Annotated in this window: 18 protein-coding genes; 15 read left to right on the top strand and 3 right to left on the bottom strand. The window is 52.6% G+C overall.

Going from position 1 to position 17,699, the window contains the following annotated elements; genetic code table 11:
• Nucleotide 1 precedes the first annotated feature (1 nt).
• Both OO017_RS11035 and OO017_RS11030 read left to right on the top strand, forming a co-directional pair.
• Complete coding sequence (locus tag OO017_RS11035) at nt 2-208, top strand: hypothetical protein (protein ID WP_266052548.1); 207 nt, start codon at nt 2-4, stop codon at nt 206-208.
• Between the two features lie 522 nt (nt 209-730).
• The gene (locus OO017_RS11030; protein WP_266052547.1) at nt 731-1,486 is read left to right on the top strand and encodes a proline and serine-rich protein 1 family protein; all 756 of its coding nucleotides are present in this window, start codon (nt 731-733) and stop codon (nt 1,484-1,486) included.
• A gap of 625 nt (nt 1,487-2,111) precedes the next feature.
• Here OO017_RS11030 and OO017_RS11025 read toward each other — a convergent pair.
• Nucleotides 2,112-2,612, bottom strand: coding sequence for a DUF4293 domain-containing protein (locus OO017_RS11025; protein WP_266052546.1), 501 nt, complete (start codon nt 2,610-2,612; stop codon nt 2,112-2,114).
• Between the two features lie 67 nt (nt 2,613-2,679).
• Between OO017_RS11025 and OO017_RS11020 the strand changes: the two genes are divergently transcribed.
• The 7 genes from OO017_RS11020 to OO017_RS10990 all read left to right on the top strand — a co-directional run bounded on the left by OO017_RS11020 (nt 2,680) and on the right by OO017_RS10990 (nt 10,394).
• Nucleotides 2,680-3,879, top strand: coding sequence for a thiolase family protein (locus OO017_RS11020; protein WP_266052545.1), 1,200 nt, complete (start codon nt 2,680-2,682; stop codon nt 3,877-3,879).
• Between the two features lie 211 nt (nt 3,880-4,090).
• Complete coding sequence (locus OO017_RS11015) at nt 4,091-4,492, top strand: hypothetical protein (RefSeq protein WP_266052544.1); 402 nt, start codon at nt 4,091-4,093, stop codon at nt 4,490-4,492.
• Between the two features lie 76 nt (nt 4,493-4,568).
• A complete protein-coding gene (truA, locus tag OO017_RS11010; protein WP_266052543.1) occupies nt 4,569-5,318 on the top strand; it encodes a tRNA pseudouridine(38-40) synthase TruA in 750 nt (249 codons plus the stop codon).
• Nucleotides 5,319-5,346: 28 nt separating this feature from the next.
• The gene (locus tag OO017_RS11005) at nt 5,347-6,654 is read left to right on the top strand and encodes a cystathionine gamma-synthase family protein (RefSeq protein ID WP_266052542.1); all 1,308 of its coding nucleotides are present in this window, start codon (nt 5,347-5,349) and stop codon (nt 6,652-6,654) included.
• A 753-nt stretch (nt 6,655-7,407) separates the two neighbouring features.
• Nucleotides 7,408-9,177, top strand: coding sequence for an ABC transporter ATP-binding protein (locus OO017_RS11000; RefSeq protein WP_266052541.1), 1,770 nt, complete (start codon nt 7,408-7,410; stop codon nt 9,175-9,177).
• A complete protein-coding gene (locus OO017_RS10995; protein WP_266052540.1) occupies nt 9,174-9,692 on the top strand; it encodes a GyrI-like domain-containing protein in 519 nt (172 codons plus the stop codon). The genes OO017_RS11000 and OO017_RS10995 overlap by 4 nt, the downstream gene beginning before the upstream one ends.
• Before the next feature lie 90 nt (nt 9,693-9,782).
• Entirely contained in the window at nt 9,783-10,394 is a 612-nt protein-coding gene (locus OO017_RS10990) for a TetR/AcrR family transcriptional regulator (RefSeq protein ID WP_266052539.1), read from the top strand.
• A gap of 11 nt (nt 10,395-10,405) precedes the next feature.
• On the opposite strand, the gene OO017_RS10985 is transcribed toward OO017_RS10990, so the two are convergent.
• Both OO017_RS10985 and OO017_RS10980 read right to left on the bottom strand, forming a co-directional pair.
• A complete protein-coding gene (locus OO017_RS10985; protein ID WP_266052538.1) occupies nt 10,406-10,816 on the bottom strand; it encodes a hypothetical protein in 411 nt (136 codons plus the stop codon).
• 136 nt (nt 10,817-10,952) lie between these two features.
• Entirely contained in the window at nt 10,953-12,737 is a 1,785-nt protein-coding gene (locus OO017_RS10980) for an ABC transporter ATP-binding protein (RefSeq protein ID WP_266052537.1), read from the bottom strand.
• A gap of 157 nt (nt 12,738-12,894) precedes the next feature.
• Here OO017_RS10980 and OO017_RS10975 point away from each other — a divergent pair, with 157 nt between their 5' ends.
• The 6 genes from OO017_RS10975 to yajC all read left to right on the top strand — a co-directional run bounded on the left by OO017_RS10975 (nt 12,895) and on the right by yajC (nt 17,668).
• Nucleotides 12,895-13,995, top strand: coding sequence for a Glu/Leu/Phe/Val family dehydrogenase (locus tag OO017_RS10975; RefSeq protein ID WP_266052536.1), 1,101 nt, complete (start codon nt 12,895-12,897; stop codon nt 13,993-13,995).
• Between the two features lie 194 nt (nt 13,996-14,189).
• Nucleotides 14,190-15,362 carry a transcription antitermination factor NusB gene (nusB, locus tag OO017_RS10970; RefSeq protein ID WP_266052535.1) on the top strand — a complete coding sequence of 391 codons (1,173 nt, stop codon included), beginning with the start codon at nt 14,190-14,192 and terminating at the stop codon, nt 15,360-15,362.
• A gap of 86 nt (nt 15,363-15,448) precedes the next feature.
• Entirely contained in the window at nt 15,449-15,754 is a 306-nt protein-coding gene (locus OO017_RS10965; RefSeq protein WP_266052534.1) for a YtxH domain-containing protein, read from the top strand.
• A 2-nt stretch (nt 15,755-15,756) separates the two neighbouring features.
• Nucleotides 15,757-16,755 carry an isocitrate/isopropylmalate dehydrogenase family protein gene (locus tag OO017_RS10960; RefSeq protein ID WP_266052533.1) on the top strand — a complete coding sequence of 333 codons (999 nt, stop codon included), beginning with the start codon at nt 15,757-15,759 and terminating at the stop codon, nt 16,753-16,755.
• A gap of 20 nt (nt 16,756-16,775) precedes the next feature.
• Entirely contained in the window at nt 16,776-17,321 is a 546-nt protein-coding gene (locus OO017_RS10955) for a DUF1573 domain-containing protein (protein WP_266052532.1), read from the top strand.
• 38 nt (nt 17,322-17,359) lie between these two features.
• Nucleotides 17,360-17,668: a preprotein translocase subunit YajC gene (gene yajC, locus OO017_RS10950; protein WP_266052531.1), complete on the top strand. Its 309-nt coding sequence runs from the start codon at nt 17,360-17,362 to the stop codon at nt 17,666-17,668.
• Nucleotides 17,669-17,699: the final 31 nt, after the last annotated feature.

The following is a 17,699-nucleotide window of genomic DNA, read 5'->3' as shown; positions in this document are numbered from 1 at the left end:
TATGAAAACCAATTTCCTGACCCTTCTGCTGCTGCTGTCCTCGTTCGCCGCTGTGGCACAACAGGCCCCTGCCTCTGACACAAACTCCACTGAAGGTAAATCCTTCATAGGGGCAAGCGTAAGCACCACCGGTTACTATGTTGCTGGAAAAGCTAAGTATAAAGTGATGGCGGGCGTTATGCCGTACTTAAACATACATTATGGATAGAGACTATCCAAAAGAGCAACTATACAAGCCGGTTTAGGATACGGTGCCAACGAGGCTGCTGCCTACGGTACTAGGTTTGTTTTGGCAGATAGCAGTCATTATGAAACAAGGCAAACCCAAAACATCCAGGCGTTAGTAGTACCTTTCACGTTGAAGTTTAGCCCCTTTAATCCTTATAAAAGGCTTCAGGTATACGCTAACACTACATTGGCTCCTGTGATTGGCCACATCAAAGCAAGGGCCACAGAAAGCCTGGATGGTGAAACTACAGAACTTTATAAAGAAGAGCATGCCTCTATAAATGTAGTGGCTACAGCAGGCCTTTCGGCGAATTATAGGATGAGTGAACGCTTGGATATTTTTGTGGATGGCATGTTCCTGTACAGAAGCCTGCATAGCCGAGGCGCTATTCTGAATCATAAGCCAGTTTCTGTTGGTATTGGCTTAAACTACAGACTCGAGTAGACCAAACTGGCACAATAATTGGTTACAGGCAAGTATAAGCAAAAACCTATACTTGCCATGAGAAAGCTTCTACTACCGTTTCTGTTTGTGCTGCTGGCGCTGCCGGTTTGGGCACAAAGCTCCATACTTACCTTCACCGCCGAGCGAGGGGAGTATTTCCAGGTCGAGATTGATGGCCGCCTGGTAAACCGCACCGCCACCAATTTTGTGCGCCTGGACCATGTGCGGCCGGGCAAACACTACATAGAGTTGCGCGTGCGAAGCCGGCACGGCATGTATAAGATGGGGCAGAAGGTAGTCCTGCCGCATGGGGTGGAGGCTAGTTACGGCGTGCGTACCATAGGGCGCAGCGGTAAGGCCTATCTGCAGCTCATCAGCGAAGTGCCGCTAAGGCCGGTTGTAGTGCCTGTGCCACGGCCACGCTACCCGGACCACCACCGCCACGACGACCATTGCGGCCACGACCGTTATGATGATCGATATGACGACCGTTACCGTGACGACTACTACGGTAGCTGCCGAAACCTGCTCTCAGGCCGTGAGCTGGATCGCGCCATAGAGGCCATCCGCCACCGCGACTTCGAGAGCACCAAACTAAGTATAGCCCGCGACGCCTTGCGAGGAAACAGCATCATGGCCGACGACCTGAAGCGCATGCTGCGGCAGTTCGACCACGAGAGCACCCGCGTAGAGTTTGCCAAGTATGCCTACGACTACCTCTGTGACCAGGAGCACTTTTACTACATCTACGATGAGTTTAAGTTCGATAGCAGCGTGCGGGAACTGGAGGATTATGCAAGGCGGAGAAGATAAAAGAATTTTAAAAGTGAAAAGTTAGCATGTAAGAGTAAAATTTACGGTGAGAAATTTTGGGCGCGGCACGGGTTATACCTGTGCCGCTCTTTTTTGCCTGTTATAAAATGTCTTGCTGAGAAGAGGAGAGGGAGATTTGCAGTACCGGTTCCAACCACCCCTGCCCCTCCTTAGCTAAGGAGGGGAGCCTGTAATTACTGATTTAGAAGTATAACTTTCATATTTTCTGTTCTTAACTGCAGAATTATAAAACCCACCCCTAACCCTTCCCGAGAGGGGAATCACACTTGCTCAGTAGCAAAGGCAGCAGCTATCGAACCTGATCCCAGCCTTTGAATTGAGCGCCTTGTGAGATCCGGTGCTCAGCTTGCTGAGCAGCCGCAGCGCAGCGTAGGCAGGAGGGAACACAGCGCGATGTCCGAAGGCGAGGCCTCCCGGCCTTGAGGGCACCAAAGCAGGAGATGCAACAATAGGTTTGTAAGACTGAGGGTAAGCGGTAGCTAGAAAGTATAACCTGTACCAGGTTAAAGGAAGCAGCGGCTAAGTAAAGATAGTCAAAGTATAAAGGAAAGGCGGGTGCTGCCGAAGCAACACCCGCCTTTCCTTTATCAATATTTTATACTTCCTATCTCAGCCTGTCCACAGACCTCACCAGATCCTCATCGCGCTTGATAAAGCGGTTGGCCAGGGAGTTAAGCACCAAAGCCAGCAGCGGCATAAAGAAGCCCGCCTCGTAAGTGCCTTTTTCACCGGGCAGCACCAGGTCTGCGCCCACAAAGTACGCATAGTACAGCATGGTGCCGAGGGTCGCAACGATCAGCAGCGTGTTCAGCAGGCCGAGTTTCATCTGGTTCAGGCGGCTCTTGTACTGGAAGATCTCATAAATGGCAATAACAGCGGCGGCAATGGCCAGCATACCGATGGCAATTGTGCCCTGTTGCGGCACGCTGCCCGCCGAGCCCGGCTCCCCCTGCTCCGTCAGGAAGTATGATTTCAGGTTCCAGGCAGTGAGCACAACCTCCTCGCCGGTGGTAGGATCGGTTTTAGACCACAGCGGCAGAAAAAGCATCGCGATCAGGGCAATGGCCAGTAGGGCCAGAAATACGGTTTGAATTCTTTGTATCATGTGATGGTTAAATTATCTTGCAAAGAGATGCAAAATTAGGCAAAGACCTGTAAAAACTAAAATTAAGATGAACACTGCTTACATAGTTGATATACTAAGAACACCGGTAGGTAAATTTGGCGGTAGCCTGAGCACTGTGCGCCCCGACGATATGGCGGCCTTGGTGATGAAGGCGATCGTGGAACGCAACCCCAACCTGGACCCTGCCCTGATAGAGGACGTGGTGATGGGGGCAGCCAACCAGGCCGGGGAGGATAACCGCAACGTGGCGCGTATGGCGCTGTTGCTGGCCGGTTTGCCAATGGAGATTGGCGGCGTTACCGTGAACCGCCTTTGCGCCTCCGGGTTGCAGTCCATCATCGACGCGAGCCGTGCCATTAGCTGCGGCGACGGTGGCGTATACCTGGCCGGCGGCGTGGAGAGCATGACCCGCGCCCCGTTTGTGATGGCCAAGGCCGAGACCGCCTTCTCCCGCACTCCCGAAATATACGACACGACCATCGGCTGGCGATTCACCAACGAAAAGCTTTCGCAGCTGCACTACCCGTTTGCCATGGGCGAAACAGCGGAGAACGTGGCGGAGCGTTACGGCATTTCACGTGAAACCCAGGATGAGTTTGCGCACAGCTCCCAGCTAAAGTATAAAGCTGCTGCCGAAGCCGGAAAGTTTAAGGATGAGATTGTGCCGGTGCACATCCCGCAGCGCAAAGCCTATGACATTGTTTTCGATACAGATGAGCACCCAAGGCTATCCTCCGTGGAGAAGCTTGCCTCGCTGAGCCCTGCCTTTAAGAAAGGAGGCTCTGTTACGGCTGGCAACTCATCGGGCATAAACGATGGGGCCGCCGTTTCTCTGATCGTGAGCGAGGAGGTGCTGAAACGCTACAACCTGACGCCAATGGCGCGCGTGGTGTCGGCGGCCGTGGCTGGCGTAGATCCGGCCCATATGGGCATAGGCCCTGTGCCCGCCACCCAAAAAGCCCTGAAGCGCGCAGGCCTAAGTATAAACGACATCGGCCTGGCCGAAATTAACGAAGCGTTTGCCGCGCAGGCTGTGCCAAGCGTACAGCAGCTGGGCATCAACCCGGATATCGTGAACGTGAACGGAGGCTCTATAGCCATTGGCCACCCGCTGGGGGCCAGCGGCACGCGTATTTCCACCACCCTGCTGCACGAGATGAAGCGCCGCGATAATGTAAAGTATGGCCTGGCTACCATGTGCGTAGGCGTGGGGCAGGGCGTAGCAGTGATTTACGAGAAAGTATAAAAACACCCTTGCCTTCCATACTTCTGCAGTGGCAATCCATACTTTGCCAACAACAGAAGGGAAGTATAAATTAAGATTAAAAGAGGCTTCTCCGCAGCAGGAGAGGCCTCTTTTTTTATTTATAACAGGTTGATTTTAATCTGTTTGGATAATGTGTTTTCTTTTTGGCACCCGCTTTGCATAAACACAACTGAACCTAAAGAACAAGCTTATGAAAAAGTTACTAGCAATCGCCTTTATACTATCTTCTGTATTTGCCGGGCAGGCCGCACTGGCTGATAGCCACGGTAATGGCAACGGAAAAGGGAAAGCCAAAGGCAAACCATCCTTTGTAGAGAAGAAGCACCGTGCCCACGCCGAATGGAAGCGGGAGAAAGAGTACGAGAAAGAATATAAGAAGCGCCACAAAGACGCGGATCATGATGATGACGATATCTGGAGCAGACGCCGTGACGAAGACAGAAGAAGGGACGAGGATAGAAGAAGAGATGACGAGCGCTGGGAGAGAAGCCGTGAGGAGCAGCGCCGTAGGGGAGATGACCGAGGCCGCGACAATAGCGGGCGCACGATTGGCGATATAATCCGGGAACGAACCCAGACTCAGAATCAGTAATACCTAACTTTTTTACACACACCCTTATCCCCGCACATGCGCAAAGCTTGTGCGGGGATTTTTTATACCTTTGTATATGAGGTATTTTTTAGAGATAGCTTACGACGGAACCCGGTTTCATGGGTGGCAGGTGCAGCCAAACGCCCTGTCGGTGCAGGAGGTGCTGGAAGATAGCCTGAGCAAGGTGCTGCGCGAACCGATTGCCACCACGGGCAGCGGGCGCACCGACACAGGTGTGCACGCCAGCCAGCAATTTGTGCACTTTAACGCGCAGCAGGAGTTGGACCCGCAGCATGTTATCTATCGTCTCAACCGCATACTTCCGGAAGATATTTCCGCTGTTAGCTTGTACCCGATGCAGCCCGAGGCGCATGCCCGTTACGATGCCTTCGCACGCACTTACCATTACCACGTCACGCTTCGCAAAAATCCTTTTAAGCGCTACCATGCCTGGTACCACAACCGCCCTCTGGATGTGGAGAAAATGAATGAAGCCGCAGCCATACTGTTAAAGTATGAGGATTTTACTACCTTCAGCAAAGTAAAAGGCGACACCAAGCACTACCGTTGCAACATGTATGAGGCGGTATGGAGGCAAGAGGGTGAGGAGCTACAATTTACCATCCGGGCCAACCGTTTCCTGAGAGGTATGGTGCGGCTGGTGGTGGGCACGCTGGTGGATGTGGGCCGTGGCAAGCTGACGGTGCAGCAGTTTGAGCAGATCGTGGCCAGCCAGGATAGGAGCAAATCCAGCGGGGCGGCCCCATCGGAAGGCTTGTTCCTGGCCAAAGTAGCGTATCCACCTGAACTATTTATACAAAACTAATCAACCTATAACCCAAAAAACTAACCTTATGCAACTAGAAGAGGACCATCTGGGCCCGCATCTGAACGGAAAGCACGTGCGGCCGGAAAGCTTGATGATGAGCTACGGATACAATCCTGAGTGGTCAGAGATGGCCGTGAAAGCACCCATTTACCAGACATCCACCTTTGTTTTTAAGAGTGCCGAAGAGGGCAAGGCTTTTTTTGAGCTGGCTTACGGTCTGCGCGAGAAGAACGCCGAAGAGCAGCTGGGCCTGATCTACAGCCGCCTCAACAACCCCGACCTGGAGATACTGGAGAACCGCCTCCGCTTCTGGGACGGTGCCGAGGAAGCGGCAGTGTTTGCCAGCGGGATGGCCGCCATCAGCACCACGCTGCTGGCCCTGCTAAAGCCCGGCGACGTGATCCTGCACAGTGAGCCTATTTACGGCGGCTCCGATTATTACATCAAGAACATATTGCCGAAGTTCGGCATCCAAAGTATAGGTTTCCAAGCTTGTGCCACTGGAGAGGAGATCGCGCAGCTGCTGGAAGAATCCGGCGCGGCCGATAAACTGGCGATGGTATATGTGGAGACGCCTGCCAACCCAACGAACCACCTGGTAGATATCGAGGAGTGTGTGGCGCTGGCCAGAAAGCATTCTACTGCCGATAAAAAAGTGGTGGTGGCCGTGGATAACACGTTCCTGGGGCCGGTGTTCTCGCACCCGCTCAAGCACGGTGCTGACCTGGTGCTATACTCTGCCACCAAGTACATCGGCGGCCACTCCGACCTGATTGCCGGAGCCTGTGCCGGTTCTTCCGAGCTGATGAAGCAGGTGAAGGGCATGCGCACCTTTGCTGGCTCCATGGCAAGCCCGTGGACGGGCTGGATGCTGATGCGCAGCCTGGAGACACTGAAAATACGCATGGAGGCCCAGTCGCGCGGCGCGGAGGTAGTGGCCAGTTACCTGAAGCAGCACCCGAAAGTAGAGAAAATTTACTACCTCGGGGACCTGCAGGACAACCCGCGCCAGCAGGCTATTTACGAGAAGCAGTGCACCGCCGCCGGCTCCATGATCTCGTTCGACCTGAAAGGTGGCGAGAAAGAGGCCTTCAAGTTCCTGAACAGCCTTCGCCTCATCAAACTGGCGGTAAGTTTAGGCGGCACTGAGTCGCTGGCCGAGCACCCAGCCTCTATGACGCACTCGGATATCTGCCTGGCGGATCGCGCCAAAATGGGCATCGGAGAGGGGATGGTGCGCATCTCGGTAGGCGTGGAGCACCCGGAGGACATCATCTCGGACATTGAGCAGGCGCTGGCTAAAGTAGCCATAGCCGTAGAAGCCGAAGTATAAAGTATAACTTTACTGCAAGTATGGAAAAGGCCGGGGCTGCTACAGTCCCGGCCTTTTTTGTTTTTGACTGCCGCTGGGTCCAACCACCCCTGGCCCCTCCTTGGCCAAGGAGGGGAGTTCTGCCGAAGCTCCGTCAGCGGTGGCTATCGAAACCAATCCCAGTCTTTGGGTTGAGCGCCTTGTAGATTTCCGGTGACGAACGCAGTGAGGCATTGCGACGCAGGAGCAAAGGAAATGTACACCGCGCGATGCCCGAAGACGAGGCTTCCCGGTCGTGAGGGAGCCAAAGCCGGAGATGAAACGATAGGTTTGTAAGACTGAGGATAAACGGTAGCTAGAAGGTATAGCTTGCTTCAAGCTAAAGAAAGCAGCGGCTATAAAAGTATAAGTATGCGGATTTGGAAGTCCGCGGCAGAGAGGTCCCGGACAAGGATGTTCGGAACAGCGGTAGGATAACTTGTGTCAATTTGCAGGAAGCAGCGGCTAAAGTATAAATTGACAGGTATAAAGTATGGCTACAGTTGAGTTACAAACTCAACATCATTGTAAGGCACAAGTCAGGAGACTTGCGCCAGAAGGGAGAAACAGCAGCTAACAAGTACAGCCAAAGTATACTCTAGGAAGCCGTAATCAAAGTATAAATCATACGCATCCCTGAATCCTGATCCAAAACCATTAACTTTACAATCGGTTAAACAGTAGCGCTCGTAAAGAGGAGACAGCCCTAACCATACTTAAAGCAGAAGCATACTTTTGGAAGATACACCTAAACAAAGCGGCAAAGTATTCGACTCAGACGTGCTGAAGCGGCTTTTCACCTTTGTGAAGCCCTACATCAGGACGTTCTACTTTATCGTGTTCCTGACCTTTTCCTCGGCCGTGCTGGCCGCCGTGCGGCCGTTCCTCATCCAGTACACCGTAGACCACGAGATTCTGAACAACGACTGGGAAGGCCTGAACCGCATGTTCGTGATCTTGGGCGTGCTGCTGGTGGTGCATGCCATCGTGCAGTATCTCCATACCTACTTCGCCGGTTGGCTGGGCCAGCACGTGGTCCGCGACATCCGCATCAAGCTCTATCGTCACATCCTGGACCTGCGTCTCAAGTTCTTCGACCGCACGCCCATCGGCACGCTCGTAACCCGCAACGTGTCAGACGTGGAGACGCTCTCCGACGTGTTCAGCGAGGGCCTGGCCGCCATGATCGGCGATATCCTGCAGCTGGTGTTCATCCTCGGCTTCATGTTCTACATCGACTGGGAGCTGGCCCTGGTGAGTCTTTCCACGTTCCCGCTCATGCTCATCAGCACCTATATTTTCAAGGAGAAGATAAAGAACACCTTCCAGGAGGTGCGTACGGCGGTGGCGCGGCTCAACTCTTTTGTGCAGGAGCACATCACCGGCATGAGCATCGTGCAGATCTTCAACAACGAGGAGCGCGAGATGGCGAAGTTCAAGGAGATCAACAAAGAGCATACACGCGCCAACATCCGCTCGGTTCTGTACTACAGCGTCTACTTCCCGGTGGCCGAGATCATCGGGGCGGCGGGCCTGGGCCTGCTGGTGTGGTACGGCGCCTACGGGGTGATTGAGAATGACATCACACTGGGCACGCTGATGGCGTTTATACTTTACATCCAGATGTTCTTCCGCCCGATCCGCATGATCGCCGACCGCTTTAACACGCTGCAGTTGGGCGTGGTGAGCACCGAGCGCCTCATGCGCCTGCTCGATAGCAAGGAGATGATCCCGGACAACGGCAGCTACGCCCCGGAGAAGATAAAAGGCAACGTGCGCTTCGAGAACGTGTGGTTTGCCTACAAAGAGGAAGACTGGGTGCTGCGCGACCTGTCTTTTGAGGTGAAGGCCGGCGAGACGGTGGCTTTTGTGGGTGCCACCGGTGCCGGAAAGACCTCCGTTATCAACCTGCTAAACCGCTTCTACGAGATCAACAAAGGGCATATTGTGGTGGATGGCCACGACCTGCAGGAGTACGACCTGAGCGTCCTGCGCCACCACATCGGCGTGGTGCTGCAGGACGTGTTCCTGTTCTCGGGCACCATCGCCGACAACATCAGCCTGGGCAACAAGGCCATCACCGAGGAGCAGATGTGGCACGCCGCCGACCTGGTGGGCGCCCGCAAGTTCATTGAGCGGTTGCCGGGAGGGCTGCACTACCAGGTAATGGAGCGCGGGGCCACGCTATCGGTGGGCCAGCGCCAGCTCATCTCGTTTGTGCGGGCGATGGTCTACAACCCCGAAATCATCATCCTGGACGAGGCCACCTCCAGCGTAGACTCCGAAACCGAGGAACTGATACAGTACGCCATAGACCAGCTTATGCACGGCCGCACCTCCATCGTTATCGCGCACCGCCTCAGCACCATCCAAAAAGCGGATAAAATTATTGTGCTGGACCGCGGCGAGCTGAAGGAGATGGGCAACCACGAAGAATTGCTGGAGAAAAACGGCTACTACGCGCAGCTGTACCAGATGCAGTACAAGAACATGATCGACCAATGAAAAAACTATTCTACGTAGTGGCAGGCTTTGCCATTGTCTTGCTGGTGTTTTATACTTACCTGGGAGGTTTTGCAGCCCCCGATGTTACCCTTACCACTTCCGAAACTATGTATGTGGCCGGCCAGCCGTTCGAGGGCTCTGTGGAGGATGAAGCCATGGGGCAGGCCTTCCAGCGGGTATCGGAGGTGCTGCAGGACAAAGCGCTGCAGGGGCACCCGGCCAATATCTACTACAACGACCCGGACAAGAGCGGCGACAGCATCCGGGCTTTCATCGGCATCATCATTCCGGACTCCACGGCTAAACTGCCGGCTGGTTATACCTTGCGCACGGTGCCGGGTGGCCGCCAGGTGGTTCGTGCCGAGGCAACCGCAAGTATAGCCCTGCTGCCCAAAAAACTTTATGCCGCCGTGTTCGACTATGCCAAGGAGGAAAAGCTAAAGCTGGAGGAGTTCTACGTGGAGTGGTTCCCGGAGGACGATAAAGGCGTGCTGGAAGTGCCGGTAAAGGAGTAGAAGTATACTTGCAAGTATAGATTTATACTATATCTTTGGGAAGAGAGGATTTATACTTCATCAACTTCTCATAACCACAGCATTTATACTTTGGGCAAGAAAGCAGAGGCTAAAAAAGAGCTGATCTTAGAGGCAGCGAAAAGCGTGTTCGGCAGGTTGGGCTACAGCAAAGCCACTCTCGACGATATTGCCGCGGCCATTGGGATGAAAAAGCCCTCGCTGTACTACTACTACAAAAGCAAGGAGCTGCTCTACATCGAGGCCTTCTCGCAGGAGTGGAGGGCCAGGCTCTCGCACATCAAGCAGCTGGCCGAGCACGAGCCCAACCCGCACAAGCGCCTGCTGTTATACATCCAGTCCTCGCTGCGCTACTACCAGGAAATCGTTTCGGAGCATACCATCTCCATTAAGGTACTTATCGAGACGCGGGCCATGTTCCAGGAGCTGTTCCGGGAGTCGCGGGGCAAGGAGACGAACTACTACGCCACAGTGATAAAGGAGGGGATTGCCAAGGGCGTGTTCATCCCCTGCGAGGCCGAGCGGGTGGGCTACTCCATGATGGTGGTCAAAGACCTGATCCAGTTCGAGGAGTTCCAGCGCGCCGATTTCCACAAGCTTCCCTCCATTGATTTTGAGAAAATCGAGCGGGATGTGCTCTATACTATCAACCTTATACTTAATGGGATTGCGGCGAAGGCATAAAAAAACGGCGCTTATTGCGCCGCCTTCATTTGGTCTAACTTTGCCTTTAAGGCATCTATGTCTGGTTTATGGCCTTTCGCCACCTCGGCGGCATCCAGCTCTATCAGCATATCCTGCATCTGTTTCAGGTAAGCAGCCTTGTCTTTTTTCAGCAGGCCTTTGTGATTCTCCTGGCAATGGCCATCCTCATCCATTGGTCTGAACATGCTGCCCTCGCCGTAAATAAGCCACTGCGGGTTCAGGTCGCAGAAGTTCTTCACAATAGCCACCAGCTCATCCAGCACAATGTTGCGGCCGTGTATAATGTTGCTCAGGGTTTCTTCGTCGCTGCCGGTTATAGATTTTAGGTCTTCCATTTCCAGTTCTTTCAGATTGGTGTAAAACCTGAAGCGTTTACCTATTTGCTGTAAGTCGATAGCCATATGCAGAAAGTTTAGGGGGTACAAAAGTGATCGTAAATTTGCTATACGTAAGCATAACAGATTTCGCACTAAAAAAATCCCGCAACCTGCTTTCGGAACCACAGAAATGGCTAAAGGTATCTGGAAATCGGTAAATTTATTCTGATTCTTCTTGCTGCAGCTGCCGCTCGTAAAGCTGTTTGTACAGGCCATCCTGGTTTATCAGCTCCTCGTGCGAGCCGTGCTGCACAATCGCGCCATCATCCAGCACCAGTATGCGGTCCGCCAGCTTTACCGACGATACCCTGTGCGATATGATGATGCTGGTGCGGTTCTGCATGATGCGGCGCAGGCTGTTAAGTATGGCGTTCTCGGTTTTGGTGTCTACGGCCGACAGTGAATCGTCGAGGATAAGTATACTTGGCTCGCGCACCAATGCCCGGGCGATAGACACCCGCTGCTTCTGGCCGCCCGAAAGCGTGATGCCGCGCTCGCCCAACTTGGTATTAAACCCTTCCGGGAAGCGCTCGATGTTCTCATACACGTCGGCATCTTTGGCAGCCTGCACCATCTGCTCCTCGGTTATACTTGGCAAACCAAACCCTATGTTGTTGCGGATGGAGTCGGAGAACAGGAACACGTCCTGCGGCACGTAGCCTATCTGGCTGCGCAGGTTATTGATATTATAATCGCGCACATCCACGCCGTCAATCAGTATGCGGCCGCCGGTGGCGTCGTACATGCGCGGCAGCAGGTTGGCAATGGTGCTCTTGCCCGAGCCTGTGTTGCCGATCACGGCCAGCGTTTCGCCATGCCTGATGTCAAACGACACACCCTTCAGGGCATGGATTCCCGTGTCAGGATACACAAAGTCCACGTTCTCGAACCGGATATCGCCCATGATCTCCTTGCCGACGTTCTTACGGGACACGATGTTGTTTTGGGTGTGCAGGAACTCGTTGATGCGCTCCTGCGAGGCGGCGGCGCGCTGCACCAGGCTGGCCGTCCAGCCCAGCGAGGTAACCGGCCAGGTCAGCATGTTCACGTAGATGATAAACTCGGCGATGTTACCGGTGGTTATACTTCCGTTAATCACCTCCTGGCCACCGATGTACACGGTAATGATCGTGCTCAGGCCCACCAGGAACAGCACCAGCGGGAAGAACAGCGAATTCACGAAGTTCAGCTCCAGCGATTTGTCCCTATAGGTGTTGCTGGCATCCGTAAACTTGCTATGCGAGTCGTCCTCGCGCACAAAAGACTTCAGTACCCGGATACCCGAAAACGCCTCCTGCACAAAGGTGGTGATGCCCGAGAGGCTGCGCTGTATCTCATCGGACTTGCGCTGGATGATGTTGTTGACGTAGTAAATGCTGATGGCAAGTATGGGCAGCGGGATCAGCGTATACAGTGTCAGCTTCACGTTTACCGACAGCATGTAGGGGATCACCATTAGGAAAAGTATAACCAGGTTAATGCCATACATAATAGCCGGCCCCAGATACATGCGCACGCGGCTCACATCCTCCGAGATGCGGGCCATCAGGTCGCCGGTGTTGTTGCGGCGGTAAAAGCTGAGCGGCAGGCTCTGGTAATGCTCGTAAATCTCGTTCTTCAGGTCGTTCTCTATCAGGCGGCTCATCACGATGATGGTTTGCCGCACAAAGAACAGGAACACGCCCCGCAGCAGCGCCATTAAAAGTATGATAACGCCATACACCAGTATACTTCTGGAGAAGATGTCGTATACCACCTCCTGCTGCCCCATGCCCTTAAACAGGCCGTGCAGGTTTATCCCCTCTTTAATAAGGTTAAAAGCATGCCTGACCACCTGCGCGGGCAGTATCTGGAAGAAGTTGGAGATGATGGTAAACACGAGCCCCAGCAGGAGCCTGTATTTATACTTGAGAAGGTATTTATTTAAGTAACGTAACGATTTCACAGTCAGAACTTGATGCCTTTTGCGCTTTTACGCAGAGATAGCTCGCGCAAATTGAAATAACCAAAAAAAGATTTAATTTCGCAGCGCGAAACGGAGAGGGCGATCTTTTTGCCTCCCCCCTTCACAAAGATAGAACAACCCCTAATCAAAACTATCAATGGTGGAATTAAAAGAAGTTGAAGTGAAAAAAGACAAATCAGTCTTTGATCAGATATCAGAACACAACCACGAGAAAGTTGTTTTCTGCCATGACAAAGAAACTGGTTTGAAAGCTATCATCGGTATACACAACACCGTGCTTGGCCCGGCGTTGGGTGGTACCCGTATGTGGTCTTACGCTTCTGAGGCAGAAGCCCTCGATGACGTACTCCGTTTGTCCAGAGGCATGACCTACAAGGCGGCGATCTCTGGCCTTAACCTGGGTGGTGGCAAGGCCGTGATTATCGGCGATGCCAAGAAAGACAAGAACGAAGCGCTGCTTCGCAGATTCGGCCGCTTTGTAAAGAACCTGAATGGTGCTTACATCACAGCCGAAGACGTAGGGATGACGACCAAGGATATGGAATATATCCGCATGGAAACAGAGCACGTTTCCGGTTTGCCTGAGTCTATGGGCGGTAGCGGAGACCCATCTCCGGTTACAGCATATGGCACTTACATGGGCATGAAAGCAGCTGCTAAGAAAGCCTTTGGCTCCGATTCGCTGGAAGGCAAGAGAATCTCTGTACAGGGTGTTGGCCACGTAGGTGGTTACCTGGTAGAGCTGCTGGCCAAAGAGAACGCCCAGATCTTTATCACCGACATTTACGAAGACCGCCTGCGCGAGGTGTCTGAGAAGTATGGTGCCAAAGTGGTAGGCATGGATGAGATCTATGACCTGGACGTGGACATATACTCTCCGTGTGCACTGGGTGGTACCGTTAACAACGATACTTTAAACCGCCTGAAGTGCCAGGTGATTGCGGGCTCTGCCAACAACCAGCTGCGCGATGAGCGTGTGCATGGGCCTGCTTTGATAGAGAAAGGCATTGTTTACGCGCCAGATTTCCTGATCAACGCGGGTGGTCTGATTAACGTGTACTCTGAGCTTACTGGCTATAACCGCGAAAGTGCCTATGCCCAGACAGAGCGTATCTACGGTTATACACTGGATATCTTCGAACTCGCCGAGAAGGAGGGCATCCACAACCAGGCTGCCGCCGTGAAAATGGCTAAGAAGCGTATCGAGAGCATCGGCAAAGTACGCTCTACTTACTAAGATAACAGCAATGAACTGATTGCGTTAAACACAAAAGTGCTACATTAACCTGTGGCACTTTTGCTTTACGCCCTCATACTGCGGAACTATAGCCTGCCCGATCCGCTTTTACATAGCAGGCAAACACTGATTTTACCGGGCTCCATGCCCAAACAAGTATATTTTACCCAAAACACGCTCTTTAAAATAAGAATATGCTCAACCGCAGAACACTACGAATTAAGGCGATGCAGGCGATCTATGCCTATCAGCAAGCCGTAGGTTCAGACTATCTGCTGGCCTTAGACCAGATAAACGAGGACTTTGCGCCGGACCTCAACTCTATGGAGGTGCAGGACAAAAAGCTACTCGAAGGCAAGAGGCAAATGGCCACGCTGATGTTCAAGGAATGGTACGAGAAGCAGGAATACGATTCCGAAGGTGCCGACAAGGAAGCCATTGACGCGGTGAACAGAGCGATTGCGTTCTACAACAACGCCACCAAAAAAGACTTTAAGTACTACGGTAACCAGATGCTGGGTGCCGTGGAGCGCATCTACGACCACTACCTGGGCACCCTGCAGATACTGGAGGTGATCGTGAGCCTGATAGAGGAGGAGGAAGAGAAGAAAGCCAACCGCTTTACCGCCTCCGAAGGCCCCGATACCACTGCCTTCCTGTGCAACAAAGTAGTGCAGCGCCTGCTGCACAGCAAATCATATCAGGACAGTATTATCCGCCGCAACATTAGCTGGGGCTCCGACATCAGCGAGATCCGGGCCGTTTACAAGAACATCCTGAAGAAAGACGAGGTTTTCCTGAGCTATGTCAGCCAGCCCGAGCACACCCTGGAAGAGGACGCTGAGGTGGTGAAACATATTTTCAAAAACATTATCTTTAAAGAAAAAAACTTACAATCTTTGTTTGAGGAGCAAGACCTGAACTGGGTAGAGAACAAATCGATTGTAAGAAGCCTGGTAAACAAAACCATCAAGATTTTTGGTGAGGAAGCCGAGGAAGAAAAGCAGCTGCTGGACCTTTCGGCTAACTGGGAGGACGATAAAGCCTTCTTCGAGGATTTATACTTCCAGACGGTAGAGCAGGACGAGAAGTATGAGGCCATGATCGCGGACAGCGTGAAGAACTGGGACGTGGAGCGCGTGGCCCTGCTGGATAAGATCATCCTGAAAATGGCTCTTAGCGAGATGCACATCTTCCGCAGCATACCGGTAAAAGTTACCATCAATGAGTACATCGAGATCTCGAAGCTGTACAGCACCCCAAAGAGTAAGCAGTTTATCAACGGTGTGCTGGATAAGATGGCACAGGAGTTGACAGCCAAAGGCGATATACGCAAGTCTGGCCGTGGTCTGATTGACAACAAGTAAGCTTACGCCGCTAAAATGGCCTTTGTAGCGCTTTCTCCGTAGAAGAGGAAAAGTTTGTATCCGAGATAATTAAGCATACAGAAACTATGAGCAAAAAGACAAGTGCATTGCTGGCTTTTGTTTCCGGCGCCGCAGTAGGAGCCGTGACCGGTATACTTTTCGCCCCTGAGAAAGGGCGCGAGACCCGATACTGGCTGAGCTACCGCCTGGAGAAGTACCGTGACACCCTTTCTGACCTGCTGGAGCAGCTTATCGCCAAAGGCGACAGCATGCCTACCACTGCTAAGTCTGAGGGGCAGCGCGTGATACAGGACGCAAAGGAAAAAGCTGAGAAGCTGCTTGGTGATGTAGACTCACTCATTAACGAAATAAATAGCAGGAAAGAACTGTAAACATGAAACAAGTAACCCTGATACCCGGCGACGGGATAGGTCCTGAGATCACAGAAGCTGTAAAAACTATTTTTAGTGCAGCGAACGTGCCCGTGTCCTGGGAAGAGGAGAATGCTGGGCAAACCACTTTTGATGCCATCGGCGAGCTAATTCCGGCCACGCTGATCGCTTCTCTTGAAAAAAACAGAGTTGCCTTAAAAGGCCCGATCACCACACCGGTGGGCAAAGGCTTTAAAAGCGTAAATGTGCAGCTGCGGCAGATGTTTGACCTTTATTCAAACGTTAGGCCGGCCAAAACCACCAAAGGGATTGAAACACGCTTCGATAACGTAAACTCCGTGCTGTTCCGCGAGAACACCGAAGGCCTTTACTCTGGCCTGGAGATGTTTGATGAGCGCCTGCAGATTTCTGACTCCGTAGCCCGTTTAACGCGTGTGGGTTGCCAGAAAATCATCCGTGCCGCTTTTGCTTATGCTGATAAGCATGGCTGCAAAAAAGTAACGGCTGTGCACAAAGCCAATATCCTGAAAAGCGCCGGTGCCATGTTCCTGGGCGAGTTCAACGCTATTGCGAAAGAGTACCCGCACATCCAGGCCGATGACAAGATCATCGACAACATGTGTATGCAGCTGGTGGCCAAGCCAGAGCAGTTCGACGTGATCGTGACGACTAACCTGTTTGGTGATATCCTGTCTGACCTGTGCGCTGGCTTGGTAGGCGGACTTGGCGTAGTGGCCGGTGCCAACATTGGCGACGAGATGGCCATTTTTGAGGCTGTTCACGGCTCTGCCCCGGATATTGCCGGCAAAGGCATTGCCAACCCAACGGCACTGCTGCGCTCTGCCATCATGATGCTGCACCACATTGACCTGAAGGACGAGGCTAACCGTATTGAGGCAGCTTTGGAAGCTACACTGGCTAACAAAGAAGAGTGCACCGGCGACCTTGGCGGCAAGGCAAACACCATGCAGTTCGCGCAGAACATCATTTCAAAACTTTAACCATTTAAAGCATACTGATTATGAAAAAGAATCTTTTTCTGGTAGCAGGTATGGCCCTTACAATGCTCGCTACAAGCTGCGATAGTAACCAGGCCGGAAACGATACGGTGGCTGAGAACACTACAGCAGCAGAAGCTCCTGTGCAGCCAATCGAGAACCCGAACGTGGTAGCAACTGCTGCTGAGGGCGAGGCTGCAACCGCTGAGAACGCTCCGGTAATGACGTTTGAGCAGACAGAGTTTGATTTCGGCACCATTAAGCAGGGTGAGACCATAGAGCACACATTTGAGTTCACGAACACCGGCAGCACGCCGCTTGTGATCGAGAGCGCTTCCGCTACCTGCGGGTGTACTGTGCCGGAGTGGACGAAGACACCTGTTGCCCCTGGCGAAAAAGGCACAGTGGCAGTTAAGTTTAACAGTACCGGTAAAATGGGGCAGCAGCAGCCTACGGTTACCATTCGTGCAAACACGCAGCCAAACATCGTTCGTGTAGCCATGAAGGGTAATGTGCAGGGCAACAGCATTCCAACAGCTGGTTCTGACGGCCCGGTACGCCGCAACTAATTAAAACTCACTGAGCTCATTAAGAGAATACATTAACCATGAATACTATACTTCTTCAGACTCCGGATGGCGGCATGCTGCCTCAGCTGCTTATGTTCGGGGCCATTATCCTTGTGTTCTACTTCTTCATGATCCGTCCGCAGCAGAAAAAGATGCGTGACCAGAAGAAGTTTCGTGAGGAGCTGACAAAAGGCATGACAGTGGTAACCATAGGCGGTATGCACGGCAAGCTGATTGCAATAGACGACGATACCATTACGTTAGAAGTGGACAAAGGCGTTCGCCTGACATTTGATAAATCTGCCGTCTCCATGGAAGCTACCATGAAGGTGCAAAACGTATCCTAACATTGCCTTTAGAGGGAGTAAAAAATATAGC

The sequence above is a fragment of the Pontibacter anaerobius genome, assembly GCF_026241195.1.
GTDB lineage: Bacteria > Bacteroidota > Bacteroidia > Cytophagales > Hymenobacteraceae > Pontibacter > Pontibacter anaerobius.
Note: the sequence above shows the minus strand (reverse complement) of the source record. Positions and strands in the feature narration are given on the sequence as shown.

Excerpts from the sequence above, each read along its gene's own strand:
- OO017_RS10960 (WP_266052533.1), top strand. The coding sequence starts at position 15,757 with ATGAAACAAGTAACCCTGATACCCGGCGACGGGATAGGTCCTGAGATC.
- OO017_RS10965 (WP_266052534.1), top strand. The coding sequence starts at position 15,449 with ATGAGCAAAAAGACAAGTGCATTGCTGGCTTTTGTTTCCGGCGCCGCA.
- OO017_RS11005 (WP_266052542.1), top strand. The coding sequence starts at position 5,347 with ATGCAACTAGAAGAGGACCATCTGGGCCCGCATCTGAACGGAAAGCAC.
- OO017_RS11035 (WP_266052548.1), top strand. The coding sequence starts at position 2 with ATGAAAACCAATTTCCTGACCCTTCTGCTGCTGCTGTCCTCGTTCGCC.
- yajC (WP_266052531.1), top strand. The coding sequence starts at position 17,360 with ATGAATACTATACTTCTTCAGACTCCGGATGGCGGCATGCTGCCTCAG.
- OO017_RS11015 (WP_266052544.1), top strand. The coding sequence starts at position 4,091 with ATGAAAAAGTTACTAGCAATCGCCTTTATACTATCTTCTGTATTTGCC.
- OO017_RS10955 (WP_266052532.1), top strand. The coding sequence starts at position 16,776 with ATGAAAAAGAATCTTTTTCTGGTAGCAGGTATGGCCCTTACAATGCTC.
- OO017_RS10995 (WP_266052540.1), top strand. The coding sequence starts at position 9,174 with ATGAAAAAACTATTCTACGTAGTGGCAGGCTTTGCCATTGTCTTGCTG.
- OO017_RS11025 (WP_266052546.1), bottom strand. The coding sequence starts at position 2,612 with ATGATACAAAGAATTCAAACCGTATTTCTGGCCCTACTGGCCATTGCC.
- OO017_RS10985 (WP_266052538.1), bottom strand. The coding sequence starts at position 10,816 with ATGGCTATCGACTTACAGCAAATAGGTAAACGCTTCAGGTTTTACACC.
- nusB (WP_266052535.1), top strand. The coding sequence starts at position 14,190 with ATGCTCAACCGCAGAACACTACGAATTAAGGCGATGCAGGCGATCTAT.
- OO017_RS10975 (WP_266052536.1), top strand. The coding sequence starts at position 12,895 with ATGGTGGAATTAAAAGAAGTTGAAGTGAAAAAAGACAAATCAGTCTTT.
- OO017_RS11030 (WP_266052547.1), top strand. The coding sequence starts at position 731 with ATGAGAAAGCTTCTACTACCGTTTCTGTTTGTGCTGCTGGCGCTGCCG.
- truA (WP_266052543.1), top strand. The coding sequence starts at position 4,569 with ATGAGGTATTTTTTAGAGATAGCTTACGACGGAACCCGGTTTCATGGG.
- OO017_RS11020 (WP_266052545.1), top strand. The coding sequence starts at position 2,680 with ATGAACACTGCTTACATAGTTGATATACTAAGAACACCGGTAGGTAAA.